Source organism: Dissulfurirhabdus thermomarina, assembly GCF_012979235.1.
GTDB lineage: Bacteria > Desulfobacterota > Dissulfuribacteria > Dissulfuribacterales > Dissulfurirhabdaceae > Dissulfurirhabdus > Dissulfurirhabdus thermomarina.
Map to the genome: position 1 here is coordinate 146970 of NZ_JAATWC010000001.1, position 17375 is coordinate 164344.

15 protein-coding genes are annotated in these 17375 nt (G+C 72.6%); 9 read left to right on the plus strand and 6 right to left on the minus strand.

The genetic code is table 11. From position 1 onward, the window contains the following. From HCU62_RS00670 to HCU62_RS00695, 6 genes are read right to left on the minus strand one after another with little or no spacing between them, the layout of a single operon-like run. Positions 1-1041, minus strand: coding sequence for a 4Fe-4S dicluster domain-containing protein (locus tag HCU62_RS00670; RefSeq protein WP_169755345.1), 1041 nt, complete (start codon positions 1039-1041; stop codon positions 1-3). Next, a complete protein-coding gene (locus HCU62_RS00675; RefSeq protein WP_163297973.1) occupies positions 1038-2099 on the minus strand; it encodes a 4Fe-4S dicluster domain-containing protein in 1062 nt (353 codons plus the stop codon). Before HCU62_RS00675 ends, HCU62_RS00670 begins: the two co-directional genes overlap by 4 nt. Next, complete coding sequence (locus HCU62_RS00680; protein ID WP_246325198.1) at positions 2092-2556, minus strand: hydrogenase iron-sulfur subunit; 465 nt, start codon at positions 2554-2556, stop codon at positions 2092-2094. The genes HCU62_RS00675 and HCU62_RS00680 overlap by 8 nt, the downstream gene beginning before the upstream one ends. Next, the gene (locus HCU62_RS12405) at positions 2544-5588 is read right to left on the minus strand and encodes a CoB--CoM heterodisulfide reductase iron-sulfur subunit A family protein (RefSeq protein ID WP_163297974.1); all 3045 of its coding nucleotides are present in this window, start codon (positions 5586-5588) and stop codon (positions 2544-2546) included. Before HCU62_RS12405 ends, HCU62_RS00680 begins: the two co-directional genes overlap by 13 nt. Further along, positions 5585-6100, minus strand: a complete 516-nt coding sequence (locus tag HCU62_RS00690; protein ID WP_163297975.1) for a heterodisulfide reductase-related iron-sulfur binding cluster — start codon at positions 6098-6100, stop codon at positions 5585-5587. The genes HCU62_RS12405 and HCU62_RS00690 overlap by 4 nt, the downstream gene beginning before the upstream one ends. Before the next feature lie 6 nt (positions 6101-6106). Continuing rightward, positions 6107-6829, minus strand: a complete 723-nt coding sequence (locus HCU62_RS00695; protein WP_163297976.1) for a 4Fe-4S dicluster domain-containing protein — start codon at positions 6827-6829, stop codon at positions 6107-6109. Positions 6830-7022: 193 nt separating this feature from the next. Between HCU62_RS00695 and rnr the strand changes: the two genes are divergently transcribed. The 9 genes from rnr (at position 7023) to HCU62_RS12415 (ending at position 17360) form a co-directional block, all read left to right on the plus strand. Beyond that, entirely contained in the window at positions 7023-9182 is a 2160-nt protein-coding gene (gene rnr, locus HCU62_RS00700; RefSeq protein ID WP_163297977.1) for a ribonuclease R, read from the plus strand. Between the two features lie 12 nt (positions 9183-9194). Then, complete coding sequence (ligA, locus tag HCU62_RS00705) at positions 9195-11213, plus strand: NAD-dependent DNA ligase LigA (RefSeq protein WP_163297978.1); 2019 nt, start codon at positions 9195-9197, stop codon at positions 11211-11213. Between the two features lie 3 nt (positions 11214-11216). Then, positions 11217-12221, plus strand: coding sequence for a GGDEF domain-containing protein (locus tag HCU62_RS12410; RefSeq protein ID WP_163297979.1), 1005 nt, complete (start codon positions 11217-11219; stop codon positions 12219-12221). Between the two features lie 13 nt (positions 12222-12234). Then, positions 12235-12513 (plus strand): acylphosphatase, encoded by a 279-nt coding sequence (locus tag HCU62_RS00715; RefSeq protein ID WP_163297980.1) that lies wholly within the window; start codon positions 12235-12237, stop codon positions 12511-12513. Beyond that, positions 12513-12905, plus strand: coding sequence for a hypothetical protein (locus HCU62_RS00720; protein WP_163297981.1), 393 nt, complete (start codon positions 12513-12515; stop codon positions 12903-12905). The genes HCU62_RS00715 and HCU62_RS00720 overlap by 1 nt, the downstream gene beginning before the upstream one ends. 206 nt (positions 12906-13111) lie before the next feature. Beyond that, positions 13112-13483, plus strand: coding sequence for a response regulator (locus tag HCU62_RS00725; protein WP_163297982.1), 372 nt, complete (start codon positions 13112-13114; stop codon positions 13481-13483). A gap of 2 nt (positions 13484-13485) precedes the next feature. Continuing rightward, a complete protein-coding gene (locus tag HCU62_RS00730; RefSeq protein WP_309474765.1) occupies positions 13486-14538 on the plus strand; it encodes a protein-glutamate methylesterase/protein-glutamine glutaminase in 1053 nt (350 codons plus the stop codon). Positions 14539-14608: 70 nt separating this feature from the next. Continuing rightward, entirely contained in the window at positions 14609-15445 is an 837-nt protein-coding gene (locus HCU62_RS00735) for a CheR family methyltransferase (protein WP_181447982.1), read from the plus strand. 28 nt (positions 15446-15473) lie between these two features. After that, entirely contained in the window at positions 15474-17360 is a 1887-nt protein-coding gene (locus HCU62_RS12415) for a methyl-accepting chemotaxis protein (RefSeq protein WP_163297984.1), read from the plus strand. The last annotated feature ends 15 nt before the right edge of the window (positions 17361-17375 follow it).

A 17375-nucleotide genomic window follows, 5' to 3' on the forward strand; every position in this document is an offset into this window, starting at 1 on the left:
TCAGGCGCCGCGGCCGGCGAAGGCGAGCATCTCCCGCAGGACCTCGCGCACGTCGATCCCCACCGGGCACTCCCGGATGCAACGCCCGCAGCCCACGCACGAGAAGGGGCCGTAGCGGTCCGGGAAGTAGCGGAACTTGTGGAGGAACCGGTTCCGGACGCGCTGGAACTTGGCCCCCCGCGGGTTGTGCCCGGAGGCGTGCCGGGTGAAGAGCGGGAACATGCAGGAGTCCCAGTAGCGGATCCGCCGGCCGCGGCCGCGGAGCGTCTCGTCCTGGATGTCGAAGCAGTAACACGTGGGACAGAGGAAGGTGCAGGCCCCGCAGTTGAGGCAGGGTTCCGCGACCCGGCCCCAGAAGGGGGCGCCGTGCAGCGCGAGGAGGTCCACGGCCGCCAGGGGCGGGCGGGGGTCCGGGGCGCGGCCGGCCGCCCGCCGCGAGGCCTCCCGGCGCGCCGCGAGGCCCTCGGCGTCGGCCGCCGCCGCCGGCCGGCCTGCCTCGGGCGCCGCCCCTTCCCCCTTCGCCGTCAGGACCTCCACGAGGAGGTCGCCGCCGTCCGCGGGGTGGAGCAGGAGGTCCAGCCCCTCGGTCCCGAGGGGGTCGCCCCCGGTCCACCGGCAGAAGCAGGTGCCGCAGGTCTCGGCGCAGGCCGCGCCGATGAGCACCGTGGCCCCGCAGCGGGCCTGGAAGTAGGGATCCCCGGCGAATGGGAGGGCGTTCAGCACGACGCTTCGCGCGTCGCAGGGCCGGACGCCGGCCAGGACCACCCGCCGGCCGGCCTCGAGGCGGGGCGGGCGGAGGACGTGGGCCTCCGGATCGTCCCGGCGCGTGGAGAAGACGGCCAGGGTCTCGGGCTGGGGGAAGAAGAAGGTCTTCAGGGGGGCCTTCGGCGGACCGGGGGCCTCGTCCGGGGTCTCGCCCGGGGCGAGGGAGGCCAGGGCCGGCCCCTCGGCCGTGGCCTTCGGGCCGAAAACCTCGGCGTCGCGGCCGAGGGCCGCGAGCCAGTCCGCGAGGGCCTGCCGGGGGAGGCGAAGGAGCTTCATGCCGGTTCCTCCTCCCGGGGCGGGGGCCCCTCGGGGCCCGCCCCGCCGCCCGGCCCGGCGGTGAGGAACTCGTCCGGGTCGTCGGGCCGGAAGGCGGCCAGCGGGAGCGGGGCCCCGGGGTCGAGGCCGGCCTCCGTCCCGAAGAGCTCGAGGACGTCCTTTTCGAGCTTCTTGGTGAGAAGCCGGAGCCGGATCCCCATGGGGCAGGCGCTCTCGCAGGCCCCGCAGTCCGTGCACCGTCCCGCACAGTGGTAGGCTCTGAGCAGGTGAAAGAGGGCGGTGTCCGCCGGGTCGAGGCTCTTTCCCACCCACTGCGGCCGGGAGTCGTCCACGAAGCAGGTGGGGCAGTAGCAGAGGGGGCAGACGTTGCGGCAGGCGTAGCAGCGGAGGCACGGGGCGATCTCCCGGCGGAACCAGGCCCAGCGGTCCTCCGGGGTCATGGCCTCGATCTCCGCCACCTGGGCGTAACGGTCCACTCCGGTGCGCTCCACGGGTTCGGCCAGGAGCCGGTCGTAGACCACCGGGGTCGGGTGGACGCAGGTCCGGCAGTTGTCGCGCACCACCTCCCAGCGGGGGATCGTCTCGTGGAGGCCCGGGCCTTCCACCCGCAGCTCGTGGGCCCCCTCCTCCACGCGCCGGATCTCGCGCCCCCCGACGCGGCGGAGGACCTTCCGGCGGTCGATCATGCCCCGGCTCGGGATGCCGAGGATCACCAGGCGCTCCCGCCGGACCCGGCCCTCCTGGATCTGGACCACGATGTTGCGGGACCAGCACCCCGTGGCCACCACGGCCACCTTGGGAAGCGGCCCCTCGGGCGGGGGGTCCTTCGGCCCCCGGGGCGGTTCCACGGCGGCGAGGATCTCCGGGAGGAGGTTCGCCGGGTTCATCACGCAGAAGCCGTTCCATGTGAGGCGGTCGGCCTCCGCCGGTGTCCGGGCGGCGAAGGGGCGCGTGGTCATGGGCAGCGGCCCCGGGGCGAAGCCGAGGACGGCGGCCACCTCCCCGGCGGCCAGGAGCTCCCGGGCCGCGGCGCGGATCTGGCCGGCGAGGTCAGGCATGTCTCACCTCCGGCAGGGTCTTCGCCAGGCGCCGGGCCGGGCCGAGGGCCCGGACCCCTTCGGTGACCTCGCGGGCGAGGGCGGCGAACTGCTCCCCCTCCGAGGCGGAGATCCAGGCGAGGCGGACGCGGCCCGGCTCCACGCCCACGAACTCGAGCAGCCGCTTCAAGAGGGAGAGGCGCCGCCGGGCCACCAGGTTGCCCTGGAGGTAGTGGCAGTCGCCGGGGTGGCAGCCCGAGACGAGGACCCCGTCGGCCCCGGCCTTCAGGGCGTCGAGGATCATCTCGGCGCTCACCCGGCCGGAGCAGGGGACGCGGACGATCCGGAGGCTCGGCGGGTAGGCGAGGCGGCTGACCCCGGCGAGGTCCGCCCCCGCGTAGCTGCACCAGTTGCAGAGGAAGGCGACGATCCGCGGCTCCCATTGCCCGGGCGCGGTCCCGGTCATCACTGCCTCCATGGCGACTCCTCCAGGCAGGCCTCCACGGCCGCCAGGATCTCGGCGTTGTCGAGGTTGGGGAGGGTCACGGCGCCGGAGCGGCACCCGGCCGTGCACGCCCCGCAGCCCTTGCAGAGCCCCGGGTCCACCACGGCGGCCCCGGCGGCCGGGTCCACGGTGACGGCGTGGTAGGGGCAGACGGCCTCGCAGACGCCGCAGGCGGTGCAGCGGGCCGGGTCCACCACGGCGGTGATGGGCTCGGCCGCCACGGCCTCGCGCGCCAGCACCCGGGCCGCCCGGGCCGCCGCCGCCTGGGCCTGGGCCACGGATTCCTCGATGGGTTTCGGGTAGTGGCAGAGCCCGGCCAGGAAGACCCCCTCGGTGGCGAAGTCCACGGGGCGGAGCTTCATGTGGGCCTCGAGGAGGAACCCGTCGGCGCCCACCGCGCACTTGAAGAAGCGGGAGAGGGCCCCTGCGTCGGCCCGGGGCCGGATGGCGGTGGCCAGGACCACGAGGTCCGGGTGGAGCCGGAGGTCCCGGCCCAGGATGGGTTCCCGGACGGTGACCTCGAGGCGGCCGCCGGCGGCGGTCACCTCCGGCGGGCGATCCAGGTCGTAGCGCACGAAGACGATCCCCCGCGCCCGGGCCTCCTGGTAGAGGTGCTCGCGCCGGCCGTAGGTGCGGATGTCGCGGTAGAGCATGAAGATGTCCGCGTCCGGGTGGCGGGTCTTGAGCTCGAGGGCCTGCTCGATGGCGTGGGTGCAGCAGACCCGGCTGCAGTAGGGGCGCTCGGGCACCCGGGAGCCCACGCAGTGGATGAAGACCGCCTGGGAGAGCCCGGCGGGGCCGGCCGCGTCTTCGGCGAGGCGGCGGTCGAGCTCGAGGAGGGTCATCACCCCGGGGTGGTCGCCGTGGCCGAACCGCCAGGGGTCCTCCGGCCGCCACGGCTCGCCGCCCACGGCGATGACGGCGGCGCCGTGGGCCACCTCGGTCCCGTCCGAGAGCCGGGTCCGGAACCGGCCCACGGAGCCCTCCACCCCGGCCACGGTGACGCCCGTCCGGAGGTCGACGAGGGGGTGGCTGGCCACGCGGGCCGAGATTTCCTCGAGCCAGGGGGCCACCGGGTGCCCCTCCCAGGTGCGGGAGAGGGCCCGGGCCTGGCCGCCGAGCGCGGCCTCGCGTTCCACCAGGGTCACGGGGAAGCCCTGGTCCGCCAGGGCCAGGGCGGCGCTCATGCCCGCCACCCCGCCGCCCACCACCAGGGCCCGCCGGGTCACCGGGACCCGCCGCTCGGGCAACGGCCGGTGTTCCCGGACCCGGGCCACGGCCATCCGGACGAGGTCCTTGGCCTTCTCCGTGGCCAGGTCGGGCCGGTCGGGGTGCACCCAGGCGTCCTGGTCCCGGATGTTGGCCATCTCGAAGAGGTGGGGGTTCAGGCCCGCGGCCCGGAGGGTGGCTTGGAAGAGGGGCTCGTGAGTGCGCGGGGAGCACGAGGCCACCACCACCCGGTTGAGCCGCTCGCGGCGGACGGTCTCGGCGATCTGGTCGATGGTGTCCTGGGAACAGGTGAAGAGGTTGTCCTGGGCGAAGACCACGTCCGGGAGGGTCCTCGCGTAGTCGCGGACGGCGGGGACGTCCACCACGGCGCCGATGTTGACCCCGCAGTGGCAGACGAAGACCCCGATACGCGGCGGTTCGGCCGAAACGTCCCGTTCCTCGGGGTAGGTCTCCTCCCGGGAGGCCTGCCAGCGGACCGGCGCGAGCAGTCGGGCCGCCTCGTGGGCCGCGGCCCCGGCCTCCACCACGGTCTGGGGGATGTCCTTGGGCTCCGTGGCCGCGCCGCAGGCGAAGACCCCCGGGCGCGAGGTTTGGACCGGGGCGAAGGGGTCGGTCCGGATGAACCCGTCCGGGTCGAGTTCCACCCCGAGCCGGCGGGCGAGCTCCGTCGCCGCCGGGTCCATCTCGAGGCCCACGGAGAGCACCACGAGGTCGAAGGTCTCCTGCCGGATCTCCCCGTCGTCGTCCATGAAGCGGAGGGAGAGGCCCCCCGGGGTCGCCGCGGGGAGCACGCTGTGGACCCGGGCCCGGTGGAAGCGGACGCCCTCGGCGGCGGCCCGCTGGGCGTAGGCTTCGAAGCCCTTGCCCGGCGTGCGAAGATCCATGTAGAAGACGTGGGCCTCAAGGTCGGCTCCCAGGTGCTCCCGGGCGATCACCGCCTGCTTGACGGCGTACATGCAGCAGACCGCCGAGCAGTAGGGCCGGTTGCACCGGTGGATGTCGCGGGAGCCCACGCACTGGAGCCAGGCGATCCGCCGGGGCGCGGCCCCGTCGCCCGGCCGGGCCGGGTGCCCCATGCACGGGCCCGAGGGCGAGAGCAGGCGTTCGAACTCCATGGCGGTCACGACGTTGGGCAGGCGGCCGTAGCCCGTGAAATCCAGGGCGCCGGGGTGGAAGGGGGCGAAGCCCGGGGCCAGGATCACGGCCCCCACGTCGAGGTCGAGTTCCTCGGCCCGATCGTCGAAGTTCACCGCGTCGGCGGGGCAGGCCTCGATGCAGAAGCCGCAGCGGCCGGGTTTCTTGAGGCGGATGCAGTGGTCGGGGTCGATGGCGTATTTCAGCGGGACGGCCTGGGGATACTTGAGGTAGGCGGCCTTGCGCCGGCCGAGGCCCAGGTCGAACTCGTCCGGGACCTGCTTGGGGCACTTGTCCGCGCAACGGCCGCAGGCGATGCAGCGGTCGGGGTCGATGTAGCGCGGGTGGCGGCGGAGCCGGGCCCGGAAGGCCCCGGGTTCGCCCTCCAAGGCGAGGACCTCGGTGAGGGTGTAGAGGTCGATGTTCCGGTGGCGGCCGCACTCCACCAGCTTGGGGGAGAGGATGCAGGCGGAGCAGTCGTTGGTGGGAAAGGTCTTGTCCAGCTGGGACATCCGGCCGCCGATGGCCGCGGTCCGCTCCACGAGGTGGACCCGGAAGCCCGCGTCGGCGAGGTCCAGGGCGGCCTGGACCCCGGCGATGCCTCCGCCCACCACGAGGACGCCGCCCGCCGGGGCGCTCATGCCGCCGCCTCCCGGACCAGGGCCCGGACGATCCAGTTCCAGAGGTGGGTGGTCTGCCAGGAGCCGCCGTAGTGCGCGCAGAGGTCCAGGATCTGGCTGTGGCAGTTGTGGCACGGCGTGATGACCACGTCGGCGCCGGTCGCGGCGAGCTGCTCGAACTTGAGCCGCCCGTAGCGGCGGCGGTTCTCCACGAAGCCGGCCTGGAGGGCCCCGCCCCCGCCCCCGCAGCAGTAGTTGTTGGAGCGGTTGGGCCAGGGTTCCACGAAGTTGGCCTCCCCGGCCACGGCCCGGACCACGAACCGGAGGTCCTCGGCCACCTCGTCCCCGAGGCCCTGGCGGACCAGCTTGCACGGGTCCTGGACCGTGAACCGAAGCCCTTCGGTGTTCCAGGAGGGGTCCACCCGGAGCCGCCCCTCCCGGATCCACCGGGCGTAGAGGGTGATGATGCTGACGAGCTCGAACTTGTGGGGGATCCGGAACCTTCGCAACCCCTCCAGGGTCGCGTAGAACATGTGGCCTCACTCGGTGTTGATGTAGTACCTCACGCCGAGGGAGTCCACCATCTCCGCCTGGCGCCGTACGGTGAGCTCCCAGTCCGCCGGGTCGCCGGGGAAGAGGCAGTAGTTGGCCCCGTCCCACCAGCGGGAGGCATAGGTCCAGTCGACGCCGGCGGCGTGGAGGATCTTCCACAGGTGGACCATCTCCTCGGGCTCCACCGTGGGTTCCTTGGCATTCTGGTTGAGGAAGTACTCGGCGCCGTGCTTGTCGATGGGGGCCTGGAGGTCGGCCCATTCCGGCTCGTTCCGCCGGACCTCCTCCAGGACGTCCCCCACCACCCAGACGAAGTCCTCGTCGGGGATGCCGGTGCTGTTGGAGGCCTTCTGGAGATCGCAGGAGCGCTGGAGGTTCCTGGGGCGCCGGTCCCTGGGGCGCATGCCGCGGAGCTCGTAGACGATGCGCCCGACGTCGATCCCCATGGGGCAGGCGTACTTGCACCGCTGGCACATGGTGCAGGCGTAGATCCAGTCGGTGGCGAGGACGTCGTCGTCCTGCCCGAAGACGAGGAGGCGGAGGAGCCTTCGGGGATCCATGCCCTCGAGGCCGCTGGCCGGACAGCCGCTGACACAGAGTCCGCAGGTGAGGCAGTAGTCCAGGCGGCCGTCGGGGAGGGCTCCGAGGATCCGCTCCTTGAGGCGGGTGCGGAGCCGATCGAGGTCGAGCGGTTTGGGAGCGTCGGCCATAGTGCACTCCGATGATGGCGTCGCACGGCGTCGCCAACTGATCGAGTTGCGTCGAATACGCCCGTTCCCGTGACGGCACTTCGGACCCCGGCGCTCGGGGCCTCCTTATCTTATGAACCCCATCGCCGAAGGGTTGTCAAATCCCCGGCCCGCCTTCCTTGACCCCGGGCGGGGGCGACCGTATAGTGCCCGCATGCGGACGTCAGCCAAAGGCCGCGGCCGTCGCGGCCCGGGCGCGCCGCTCGAGGACCGGCTCATCTCCGCCCTCGAGACCGCGGGCCGCCCCCTCTTCCGGCGGGAGATCCTCCACCTGGCCCACGTGCGGCCCGAGGACCGGGCGGCGGCCCGGAAGGCCCTCTCCGGCCTGGTGCGCCGGGGGGCGCTCCTCCTCATGAAGGGCCGTCGCTACGGCCTTCCGCACCTCATGGACCTCGTCGCTGGCCGCCTGTCCGTTCACCCCGACGGCTTCGGCTTCGTCATTCCCGATCCCGGCCAGAAGGTCACCGAGGACCTCTTCATCCCCCCGAAGGGCCTCAAGGGCGCGGTCCACGGCGACCGCGTGGTGGCCCGGGTGGAGGGGCGGCGCGGGAAGCGCTTCGAGGCCTCCATCCTCCGGGTGGTGGAGCGCCCCCTCGACCGCGTGATCGGCACCTTCCGGCGCGGGCGGAACGTGGCGGCGGTCATCCCCGAGGACGATCGGCTCCTCTTCGAGGTCATCATCCCGCCCGGGGCCGACGGGGGGGCGCGGCCCGGCGAGGTGGTGGTGGCGGAGATCGCCGACTTCTCCCCCGAACACCGGAACCCCGAGGGCCGCGTGACGGAGGTCCTGGGCGACCCTGCGGATCTGGCGGTCCAGACCCGGATCGTCATCCACAAGTACGAGCTCCCCCACGACTTTTCCCCGGCGGCCCGGGACCAGGCCGAGGCCCTGCCCGACGCCGTCACCCGGGACGACCTCGCCGGCCGGAAGGACCTCCGGGAGCTCCCCCTGGTCACCATCGACGGGGCGGACGCCCGGGACTTCGACGACGCGGTCTGCGTGCGCAAGACCCGGACGGGCTACACCCTCACCGTGGCCATCGCCGACGTCGGCCACTACGTCCCCGCGGGATCCCCCCTGGACGAGGACGCCCTGGCCCGGGGCACCAGCGTGTACTTTCCCGGGGCCGTGGTGCCCATGCTGCCCGAGTCGCTCTCCAACCACCTCTGCAGCTTGGTGCCCGGCCAGGACCGCCTGGCCATGGCGGTGGAGATCGCCTACGACCGGGCTGGCCGGCCGCGCTGGAGCCGGTTCTTCAAGGCCGTGATCCGCAGCCACCGCCGCTTCACCTACACGGAGGTGAAGGAGGTCCTGGTGGACCGCGACCCGGCGGCCGTGGCCCGGAACCGGGAACACCTGGACCACCTCGAGTGGATGGCGGAGCTGGCCGGGCACCTTTCCCGGCGCCGCCGGCGCCGCGGCAGCATCGACTTCGATCTCCCCGAGCCCGCCGTGGTCCTGGGGCTCCGGGGAGAGCTCGAGGCCATCGTCCGGCGGGAGCGGAACCTGGCCCACCAGATCATCGAAGAGTTCATGATCGCCGCCAACGAGGCGGTGGCGGCGCACCTGGCCGAGCGCCGCATCCCGGTGCTCTACCGGGTCCACGAGGAGCCCGATCGCGCCAAGGTCCGCGACTTCGTGGAGTTCGCCCGTTCGGCGGGCCTGGACGTGGCGGCCCCGGAGGAGCTGACACCGCGGTGGTTTCAGGAGGTCCTGGCCCGGGCCGAGGGGACGCCCCAGGAGTACGTGGTGAACGCGGTGCTGCTCCGGTCCATGCAGCAGGCCGTCTATTCCCCGGTCAACTCCGGGCACTTCGGCCTGGCCTCCCCGGCCTATCTCCACTTCACCTCCCCCATCCGCCGGTACCCGGACCTGGTGGTCCACCGGGTGCTGAAGGCCAACCTGCGCGGCACGCGCAAGCGGCCCGTCTACGGCGAGGACCGGCTCGAGGAGCTGGGCCGGGCCTTGTCCGCCCGGGAGCGGACGGCCTTGGAGGCCGAGCGCGAGATGCTCGACCGGCTCAAGGTCCGGTTCATGGAGGGCCGGGTCGGCGAGGTCTTCGAAGGGGTCGTCTCCGGGGTGGCCTCCTTCGGCTTCTTCGTGGAGCTCCGGGACGTCTTCGTGGAAGGGGCGGTCCGCCTGGTGGACCTCGCCGACGACTACTACGTCCTTGAGGAGAACCGCCACCGCCTGGTGGGGAAGCGCACCGGGCGCACCTTCCAGATCGGCCAGGTGGTCCGGGTCTCGGTGAAGGCGGTGAACGTGGCCCGGCGCCACATCAACTTCGAACTGGTCCCGGACGACGCCTCCTAGCAGGTCCCGCCCATGGCCGTCCCCGCCGAGATCCTCGAGCGCATCCAGCGGCTCCGCCGGGAGATCGACGAACACAACTACCGCTACTACGTCCTCGACAGCCCGGTGATCAGCGACGCCGAGTTCGACGCCCTGATGCACGAGCTGCGGGACCTCGAGGCCCGCTACCCCGAGACGGTCACCCCGGATTCCCCCACCCAGCGGGTGGGGGCCGCCCCGGCCGACCGGTTCCGCAAGGTCCCCCACGCCGTTCCCATGCTGAGCCTGGACGACGCCTTCAGCGAGGCGGAGGTCCGGGAGTTCGACGGGCGGGTGCGCCGGCAGCTCGGCCTCGACGCCTCGCCGGAGTACGTGGTGGAACCCAAGATGGACGGCCTCGCCGTGGAGCTGGTCTACGAGGCCGGGCGCTTCGTCCTGGGCGCCACCCGCGGGGACGGGACCACGGGGGAAGACGTGACGGCCAACCTCCGGACCATCCGCGCCGTCCCCCTCCGGCTGCGGCCCGCCGCCGACCTCCCCGAGCGCCTCGACGCCCGCGGCGAGGTCTTCATGACGCGGGAGGGGTTCGCGGCCTTGAACCGCGAGCGGGAGGCCGCGGGGGAGCCCCCCTTCGCCAACCCGCGAAACGCCGCCGCCGGCTCCCTTCGCCAGCTGGATCCCGCCGTCACGGCGGCCCGGCCGCTGGACATCTTCTTCTACGGGGTGGGGGAGATCCGGGGGTGGCGCCCGCAGACCCACTGGGAGGTCCTCGAGGCCCTGCGCCGCTGGGGTCTCAAGGTGAACCCCCTGGTGCACAGGGCCCAGGGGATCGAGGCGGCGATACGGGCCCGGGACCGCCTTGCGGCCCAAAGGGCCGCCCTGCCCTACGAGATCGACGGGGTGGTCATCAAGGTGAACCGCCTGGACTACTGGGAACGGCTCGGGACCCGGGCCCGGAGCCCGCGCTGGGCGGTGGCCTACAAGTTCGCGGCGGAACAGGCGGTCACCCGGATCCTCGAGATCCGGCTGAGCGTGGGGCGGACCGGGGCCGTGACCCCGGTGGCGCTCATGGAGCCGGTGCGGGTGGGGGGCGTCCGGGTCCGGCGGGCCACGCTCCACAACGAGGACGAGATCCGGCGCAAGGACGTCCGCGTGGGCGACTGGGTCCTGGTCCAGCGGGCGGGCGACGTGATACCGGAGGTGGTCAAGGTGCTCGCCGAGCGCCGGACCGGGGCGGAGGTGCCCTTCGTCATGCCGCGGACCTGCCCGGTCTGCGGCTCCCGGCTCGTCCGGGGCGAGGGGGAGGTGGTCTGGCGCTGTCCCAACCCGGAGTGCTTCCCGCGCCTCGTCCGCCGGGTGGTCCACTTCGCCTCCAAGGGGGCCATGGACATCGACGGCCTGGGGACCAAGGTCGCCGAGCAACTGGTCGGGGTTGGACTTATCCGCGATGTTGCCGATATATACTCTATCGAGATGAGCGACCTCCTCTCCCTGGACCGGTTCGCCGAGCGCTCCGCGCGGAATCTCCTCGAGGCCATCGAGCGGAGCAAGGCGACCACACTGGAGCGCCTTCTCTACGCCCTGGGGATCCGGCACGTGGGGGAGGTCGGGGCCCAGCTCCTCGCGGCGCATTTCGGGTCCGTGGAAGCCCTCATGGCGGCGTCCGAGGAGGCCCTCCAGGAGGTTCCGGGGGTGGGCCCGGAGATGGCCCGGAGCGTGGCCGCGTGGTTCGCCGAGCCGGCCAACCGGCGGCTGGTGGAGCGCCTGCTCGCGGCCGGGGTCCGGCCGGCGCCGCCCGCCGCCCGGGCCGGGGCGCCCCTTTCGGGCAAGACCGTGGTCTTCACCGGGGGGCTTTCGGGGCTGACCCGGGAGGAGGCCAAGCGGCGCGTGCTCGCGGCCGGGGGGCGGGTGGCCTCCTCCGTGGGCCGCGGCGTGGATTTCGTGGTGGTGGGGGAACGGCCCGGTTCCAAGCTCGAAAAGGCGCGCCGTCTCGGGATCCGGGTCATCGACGAGGCGGAGTTCTTGGCCCTGCTCGAAGGAACGGAGGATTAGACGATGGCACCGGAGGAGACGACCCAGGCGGCGGCCGGGGAACAGCTGCCCCAGGACAAGATCTCGGAGATCGCCCGCCGGGCCCTCAAGGGGCTCGTCGCCAAGGGCAAGGCGCCCATCCCCCCGGTCTACGAGAAGGCCTTCTACGACGAGGCCCTGAAGCTCGGGGAGGAAGGCCTCGTGGCCTTCCTCCAGGCCAAGCTCCCCCCGGGTCAGGCCGCCCAGGCCATGGCCGAGCGCCTCGCTGGCGTCATGACCAACCTGGGCGACACCATGAAGCAGTACAAGGAGCGGCTCGACGTCCACAGCGAGCACATCGAGGGGCGGAAGAAGTCTCTGGAGGACGCCCTGGCACCGGAGGTCTGGGCCGTGCTGCAGCAGGAGGTGGGGGCGCTCCTGAGCGCCAACGCCCTCATGCGCGAGCAGGTGGAGGCCTCGGAGCGGCGCCTCGAGGCCCACAAGCAGGAGGTGGCCGAGCTCCAGCGCCGGGTCCGGTTCGACGCGCTGACGGGGGCCTTGAACCGCGGAGCCTTCGAGGAGGACATCGCCGACGAGTACGCCCGGTGCCGCCGCTACGACCGGCCCTTCACCCTCATCATCGCCGACATCGACTGCTTCAAGAAGGTGAACGACACCTACGGCCACACCATCGGTGACGAGGTCCTCAAGTACTTCGTCCGGATGATCTCGCAGGAGGTCCGGGAGATCGACCGGGTCTACCGCTACGGGGGGGAGGAGTTCGTGGTGCTGCTGCCCGAGACCGACTTCGACGGGGCCCTGGTGGTGGCGGAGCGGCTCCGCTCCCGCGTGGAGTCCCGCGTCCTCAAGTGCAAGGGCGACGAGGACATCAGCCTCAAGATCACCGCCTCCTTCGGCGTCACCACCGGGGGGCCGGAGGACGCCAATCCCAAGGCCGTCCTGGCCCGGGCCGACAAGGCCCTCTACAAGGCCAAGGAAGAGGGCCGGAACCGGGTGGTGGGCCTCCGGCCGGGCGGCGGCGCGGCCTGAGCGGGGGAGATCCATGGCGGACATCCGAATCCACGCGTGGGTGAGCGGCCGGGTCCAGGGGGTCTTCTTCCGGGCCTCCACCCGGGACGAGGCCCGGCGGCTGGGGCTTTCCGGCTGGGTCCGCAACCTGCCGGACGGGCGGGTGGAGCTGGTGGCCGAGGGGCCCGAGGCGGCGGTCCGGGCGCTGGAGGCCTGGTGCCGACAGGGGCCGCCCTACGCCCGGGTGGACCACCTGGAGGTCCGGGAGGAGCCGGTCTCCGGCGCCTTCGAGGGCTTCGAGGTGCGCTACTAGTGGCGCGTCGTTTCCTCGCGGCCGTTGCGCTCTCCTGCCTGCTCGCCGGGGCCGCGGGCTGTGCCCGGGTGCACCTCGACCTCGTGGCCGATGAGCCCCCCGCCTGCCTGAACGACCCCGTGGCCGTGGACCTTGCCGTCCTCCGCCACTTCCGGCGCGAGGCACGGGCCCACTTCGGGCTCTTCGGCCTGGTCACCTGGAAGGATCTCCCCCTGGCCGAGGTGGTCCGGGAGGAGGTCGCCGCCGCCGGCGGCGACGCCGTGATCAACCTCACCGTCACCGGCCGGCAGGGCCTCTGGGAGATCCTCCTCGGCCTTCCCCTCAGCCCCCTCTGGACCGCCCGGTCCTACGTGGTGGAAGGCGACGTGGTGCTGCTGCCCGCCCGGAAGTAGGCCCCGCCCTTTCCCGCCGCTTCGCGCCCCGGCGGCCGGCCCTTCTCCGGTCTTTCCCCCCGGCCGGCTTTATGATTTCGACCCCGCGTGTCGATAAAAAAACAGCATGCCGCGCACCGCGGCGGGGTATTTTGCGCCCTCCGGCGCGTTCCGGATCCCCCGGGCCGGGCCCGGCCCCGGGGAGGCGTCCAGACGAGGAGACAGGCATGAAGGCGCTGGTCGTTGACGACTCCCAGGCCATGCGGAAGATGGTCCGGGCCGGCCTCGAGGAGCTGGGGATCTTCGACGAGATCCACGAGGCGGCCGACGGGGCCCAGGCCCTGGCGAAGCTCCGGGAGGTGGGGCCCGTGGATATCGTGCTGCTCGACTGGTACATGCCGGAGATGGAGGGCTACGAGTGTCTCCTCAAGATCCGGGAGAACGCCGCCTGGAACGACGTGAAGGTGATGATGGTGACCACGGAGAACCAGCAGGAGAACGTGATCCGGGCCGTCATGGCCGGGGCCAACGAGTACCTCATGAAGCCCTTCACGGCGGACATGCTGGGCGAGAAGGTCCGGATGGTGCTGGGCGTATGAGTATGATCAAGGTCCTCGCGGTGGACGATTCCGCCGCCTTCCGGCGGATCCTCACCGAGGCGCTGGCCTCGGACCCCGGCATCCAGGTGGTGGGGACGGCGGCCAGCGGCCTCGAGGTGCCGGACCTCGTCCGCGCCAAGCACCCGGACCTCCTGGTACTGGACGTCGAGATGCCCGGCATGGACGGCCTCCAGACCCTGGATGAACTCCGCCGCCAGCACCTCCGCGTGGGGGCCATCATGTTCTCGGCGCTCACGTCGGAGGGGGCCGCCACCACCCTGGAGGCCCTGGCCAAGGGGGCCTTCGACTTCGTGCCGAAGCCCACGGGCACGGGGGCCTTCGTGGAGAGCATCCGGCGGATCAAGGCGGAGCTCATCCCGAAGATCCACGCCTTCGCCACCCGCCGCGCCGGCCGGGCGGCGGGCGCCGCGGCCCCGGCCGCCCAGCCAGCACCCCGCCGGACCGTGGCGGTCCGTCCGGAGGCGGTGGCCATCGGGATCTCCACCGGGGGCCCCAACGCCCTGAACGAGGTGATCCCCCGGCTGCCGGCGGGTCTGCGGGTCCCGGTCCTCCTGGTGCAGCACATGCCGCCGGTCTTCACGGCCCAGCTGGCGCGGCGGCTCGACGAGCGCTCCCCGGTTCGGGTGGTGGAGGCCGTCCAGGGGCAGCGGGTGGAGCCCGGCACGGTCTACATCGCCCCCGGGGACCAGCACATGGAGGTCCGGGGCCGCGGCGACGGACGGATCATCCACCTCCACCAGGGGCCGCCGGTGAACAGCTGCCGGCCCTCCGCGGACGTCCTCTTCCGGTCCGTGGCCGAGGCGTACGGGGGACGGGCGCTGGCGGTGGTGATGACGGGCATGGGGCAGGACGGGCTCGAAGGGGCGCGGCGCCTCCGGGAGGCCGGTGGCCGGGTCATCGCCCAGGACCGGGAGACCTGCGTGGTCTGGGGGATGCCCCGGTTCGTGGCGGAGGCGGGCTTGGCCGACGAGATCCGGCCCCTCGGGGAGATCGCCTCCGCCATCCAGCGGGTGGTGGGGCTGCAGGCGGCGTGATGGGACGGGTTCGACCGGACAGGGATCACCGCGGCTGCCGGCCCACCGGCCCGGCGACCAGGGAGCGAGCATGATCACCCCGGAACAGTTCAGCTTCTTCGCCGACCTGGTCAAGGCTGGAAGCGGCATCGCGCTCAACCCGGGCAAGGAATACCTCCTGGAGAGCCGGCTGAACGAGCTGGCGCGGTCCTTGGGGCTGGACGGCCTCGACGAGCTCTACCGGAAGGCGCGGCACGAGATGACACCGAGCCTCAAGGAGGCCGTCGTCGAGGCCATGACCACCAACGAGACCTACTTCTTCCGCGACCAGCATCCCTTCGAGGCCCTACGGAAGGAGATCCTGCCCGGCATCCTCGACCGGAACCGGCCCGGCCGGCGGCTCAGGATCTGGAGCGCGGCCTGTTCCACGGGCCAGGAGCCCTACAGCATCGCCATGGTGCTCCGGGAGCACTTTCCGGAGACCGCGGCCTGGCACGTGGAGATCCTCGCCACCGACATCTCGGCCAGGGCCCTGGAGAAGGGGCGGGCCGGGCGCTTCACCCAGGTGGAGGTCAACCGCGGCCTCCCGGTGACGTACCTCCTCAAGTACTTCAAGCAGGACGGGGCCTTCTGGATCGCGGACGAGGCCCTCCGGAAGCTGGTCCGGTTCCAGCAGCGGAACCTCCTCGAGCCCTTCGCGTCCCTGGGGGCCTTCGACGTGGTCTTCTGCCGCTACGTCCTGATCTACTTCGACACCGAGACCAAGAAGGCCATCCTCGATCGCCTGGCCCGGGCCCTCCGGCCCGGGGGGGTCCTCTTCCTCGGCGCCACCGAGACCCCGGTCTGGCTGCCCGAGGGCCTGGCGAAGGAGGTCCACGGGAAGACCTACTGCTGGCGGCGGAAGGACCCGGCCGCCGCGGATGCGTAGGCTCACCCCGGGCCTGGGAGGAGACGAAATGGAACAGCTCATGGATTGGCTCAGGAGTTTCTCCATCCGGGTGCGCCTTGCGGCGCTCATCGTCCTGGCGCTCGCGGCCATGGCCGTGGTGGGCGGCGTGGGGCTGTGGGGCCTCCACCGCATGGAGGCCGCCGTGGTCCGCATGAAGTCGGCCTCCCGGTCCGTGGCCGCGAGCCTGGAGCTTTCGCGCCAGGTGGCGGAGGTCAACCGGCTCACCAACGTCTACCTGCGGACCGCGGACCCCGCGCTCAAGCCCCGGATCGAGGCCGGCGTGCAGGCGCTTTCGGGGATGGTCTCCGAGGCGGACCGGGGGCACATCCAGCGCTTCCGGGAGGGGATCAAGACCATGGCGATCCGCCTGGACAGCCTCGCCGAAAACCGCGACAAGCTGCTCGTGATCCTGGGGAGCCTCACCGCCGCCCTCGAGGCCGCCGCCCGGACCGCCGGAAGCGGCGGCCCGGAGGCCGCCGTCCGCAAGGCCGGGGAGGTGGCCCGGCGCCTCGTGCCCCATGCCTGGGCCGTGCTCGAGGGCAAGGGAGACGCGGCCGCCGGGGAGGTCTCGCAGGAGCTGGAGGCGGCGGCGGGGATCCTCGGCCGGGCGGCCAAGGGCAGGCCCGCGGCCGAGGCGCGGGCCCTCATGGCCCTCCGGGAGGCCTTCTTCGACATGGAGGACATGCTCGGCACGGTGATCGCCATCCGGAAGAAGGTGGACGGCACCTCGGCCCTCCTCATGGAGAACCTCTCCGCCCTTTCCCGCTCGGTGGAGGAGCGGGTCCTCGCCGAGAGCCGCGCGGCCTCTGACCTCGCCCGCCAGGCGGCTTCCGTGGGCCGCCTCGGCACGGGGGTGACCGTGGGGGCGCTGCTCTTCGACCTTCTCTTCTTCCTGGTCCTGGGGGCCCTCTTCCTCCGCTCCATCCTGGGGCCCCTGGACGGGTGGGTCCGCATCCTCCAGGACGTGGCCGGCGGGGATCTCATGCGGCGGGCCCCCGCCCGGGGCGACGACGAGTTGACGGGCCTGGCCCGGCATCTCAACGCCTTCCTCGACCACATCAGCACCGTGGTGGGAAACGTGACCCGGACCTCCCGGGAGGTGGGAGACAGCTCCCAGGCCCTCGGCGGACTCTCCCAGCAGATGCTCTCCGAGGCGGAGCGGGCGGCCGAGGCCGCCCGGGCCGTCCACGAGGAGACGTCGGCCATGGGGCAGCGGATCGAGGAGACCGCCGAGATGGTGGCCAACCTCTCCGTGGCCACCGACGAGATCGCCAAGACCACCGGCGGGAGCGCCGAGCTCGCCAAGTCGCTGGAGGGCCACATCGGCCGCAGCCGCGGTGTCATCGAGGAACTGGCGGCCCGGACCCAGCAGATCGGGGATGTGATCGACCTCATCCGTTCCATCGCCGAGCAGACCAACCTCCTCGCCCTGAACGCCACCATCGAGGCCGCCCGGGCCGGGGAGGCCGGCAAGGGCTTCGCCGTGGTGGCCAACGAGGTGAAGGAGCTGGCCAAGCAGACCGCCGACGCCACCGAGCGCATCGCCCCGCTCATCACGGGCATCCAAGAGGAGGTGGCCCATGCCGTGGCCAGCATCGCCGAGAGCGTCAAGGCCACGGAACAGATGCGGGATGCCACCAACACCGTGGCGGCGGCGGTGGAGGAGCAGACCGCCACCTACCAGGAGATCAACGCCCACGTCCAGGGCGTCCGGGAGGGCACCGCGGTGGTGGGCGAGAAGGTGGAGGTCCTCTCCCGGGAGGCCGCCCAGAATCTCGAGGAGGCCCAGGCCCTCCAGGAGCAGGCCGCCGGTCTCAGCCGGCAGGCGGAGGAACTCCGCCGGATCATCTCGGGTTTCCGGGTCTCGGAACGGTTCACGGAGGGGGCGGCATAGGCCCGCGCAAGGAGA

Coding starts and splice junctions, on each gene's coding strand:
- HCU62_RS12405 (WP_163297974.1), bottom strand. CDS start 5,588: ATGAGCGCCCCGGCGGGCGGCGTCCTCGTGGTGGGCGGAGGCATCGCC.
- HCU62_RS12415 (WP_163297984.1), top strand. CDS start 15,474: ATGGAACAGCTCATGGATTGGCTCAGGAGTTTCTCCATCCGGGTGCGC.
- HCU62_RS00695 (WP_163297976.1), bottom strand. CDS start 6,829: ATGGCCGACGCTCCCAAACCGCTCGACCTCGATCGGCTCCGCACCCGC.
- HCU62_RS00690 (WP_163297975.1), bottom strand. CDS start 6,100: ATGTTCTACGCGACCCTGGAGGGGTTGCGAAGGTTCCGGATCCCCCAC.
- HCU62_RS00730 (WP_309474765.1), top strand. CDS start 13,486: ATGATCAAGGTCCTCGCGGTGGACGATTCCGCCGCCTTCCGGCGGATC.
- rnr (WP_163297977.1), top strand. CDS start 7,023: ATGCGGACGTCAGCCAAAGGCCGCGGCCGTCGCGGCCCGGGCGCGCCG.
- ligA (WP_163297978.1), top strand. CDS start 9,195: ATGGCCGTCCCCGCCGAGATCCTCGAGCGCATCCAGCGGCTCCGCCGG.
- HCU62_RS00680 (WP_246325198.1), bottom strand. CDS start 2,556: ATGGAGGCAGTGATGACCGGGACCGCGCCCGGGCAATGGGAGCCGCGG.
- HCU62_RS00675 (WP_163297973.1), bottom strand. CDS start 2,099: ATGCCTGACCTCGCCGGCCAGATCCGCGCCGCGGCCCGGGAGCTCCTG.
- HCU62_RS00670 (WP_169755345.1), bottom strand. CDS start 1,041: ATGAAGCTCCTTCGCCTCCCCCGGCAGGCCCTCGCGGACTGGCTCGCG.
- HCU62_RS12410 (WP_163297979.1), top strand. CDS start 11,217: ATGGCACCGGAGGAGACGACCCAGGCGGCGGCCGGGGAACAGCTGCCC.
- HCU62_RS00725 (WP_163297982.1), top strand. CDS start 13,112: ATGAAGGCGCTGGTCGTTGACGACTCCCAGGCCATGCGGAAGATGGTC.
- HCU62_RS00735 (WP_181447982.1), top strand. CDS start 14,609: ATGATCACCCCGGAACAGTTCAGCTTCTTCGCCGACCTGGTCAAGGCT.
- HCU62_RS00715 (WP_163297980.1), top strand. CDS start 12,235: ATGGCGGACATCCGAATCCACGCGTGGGTGAGCGGCCGGGTCCAGGGG.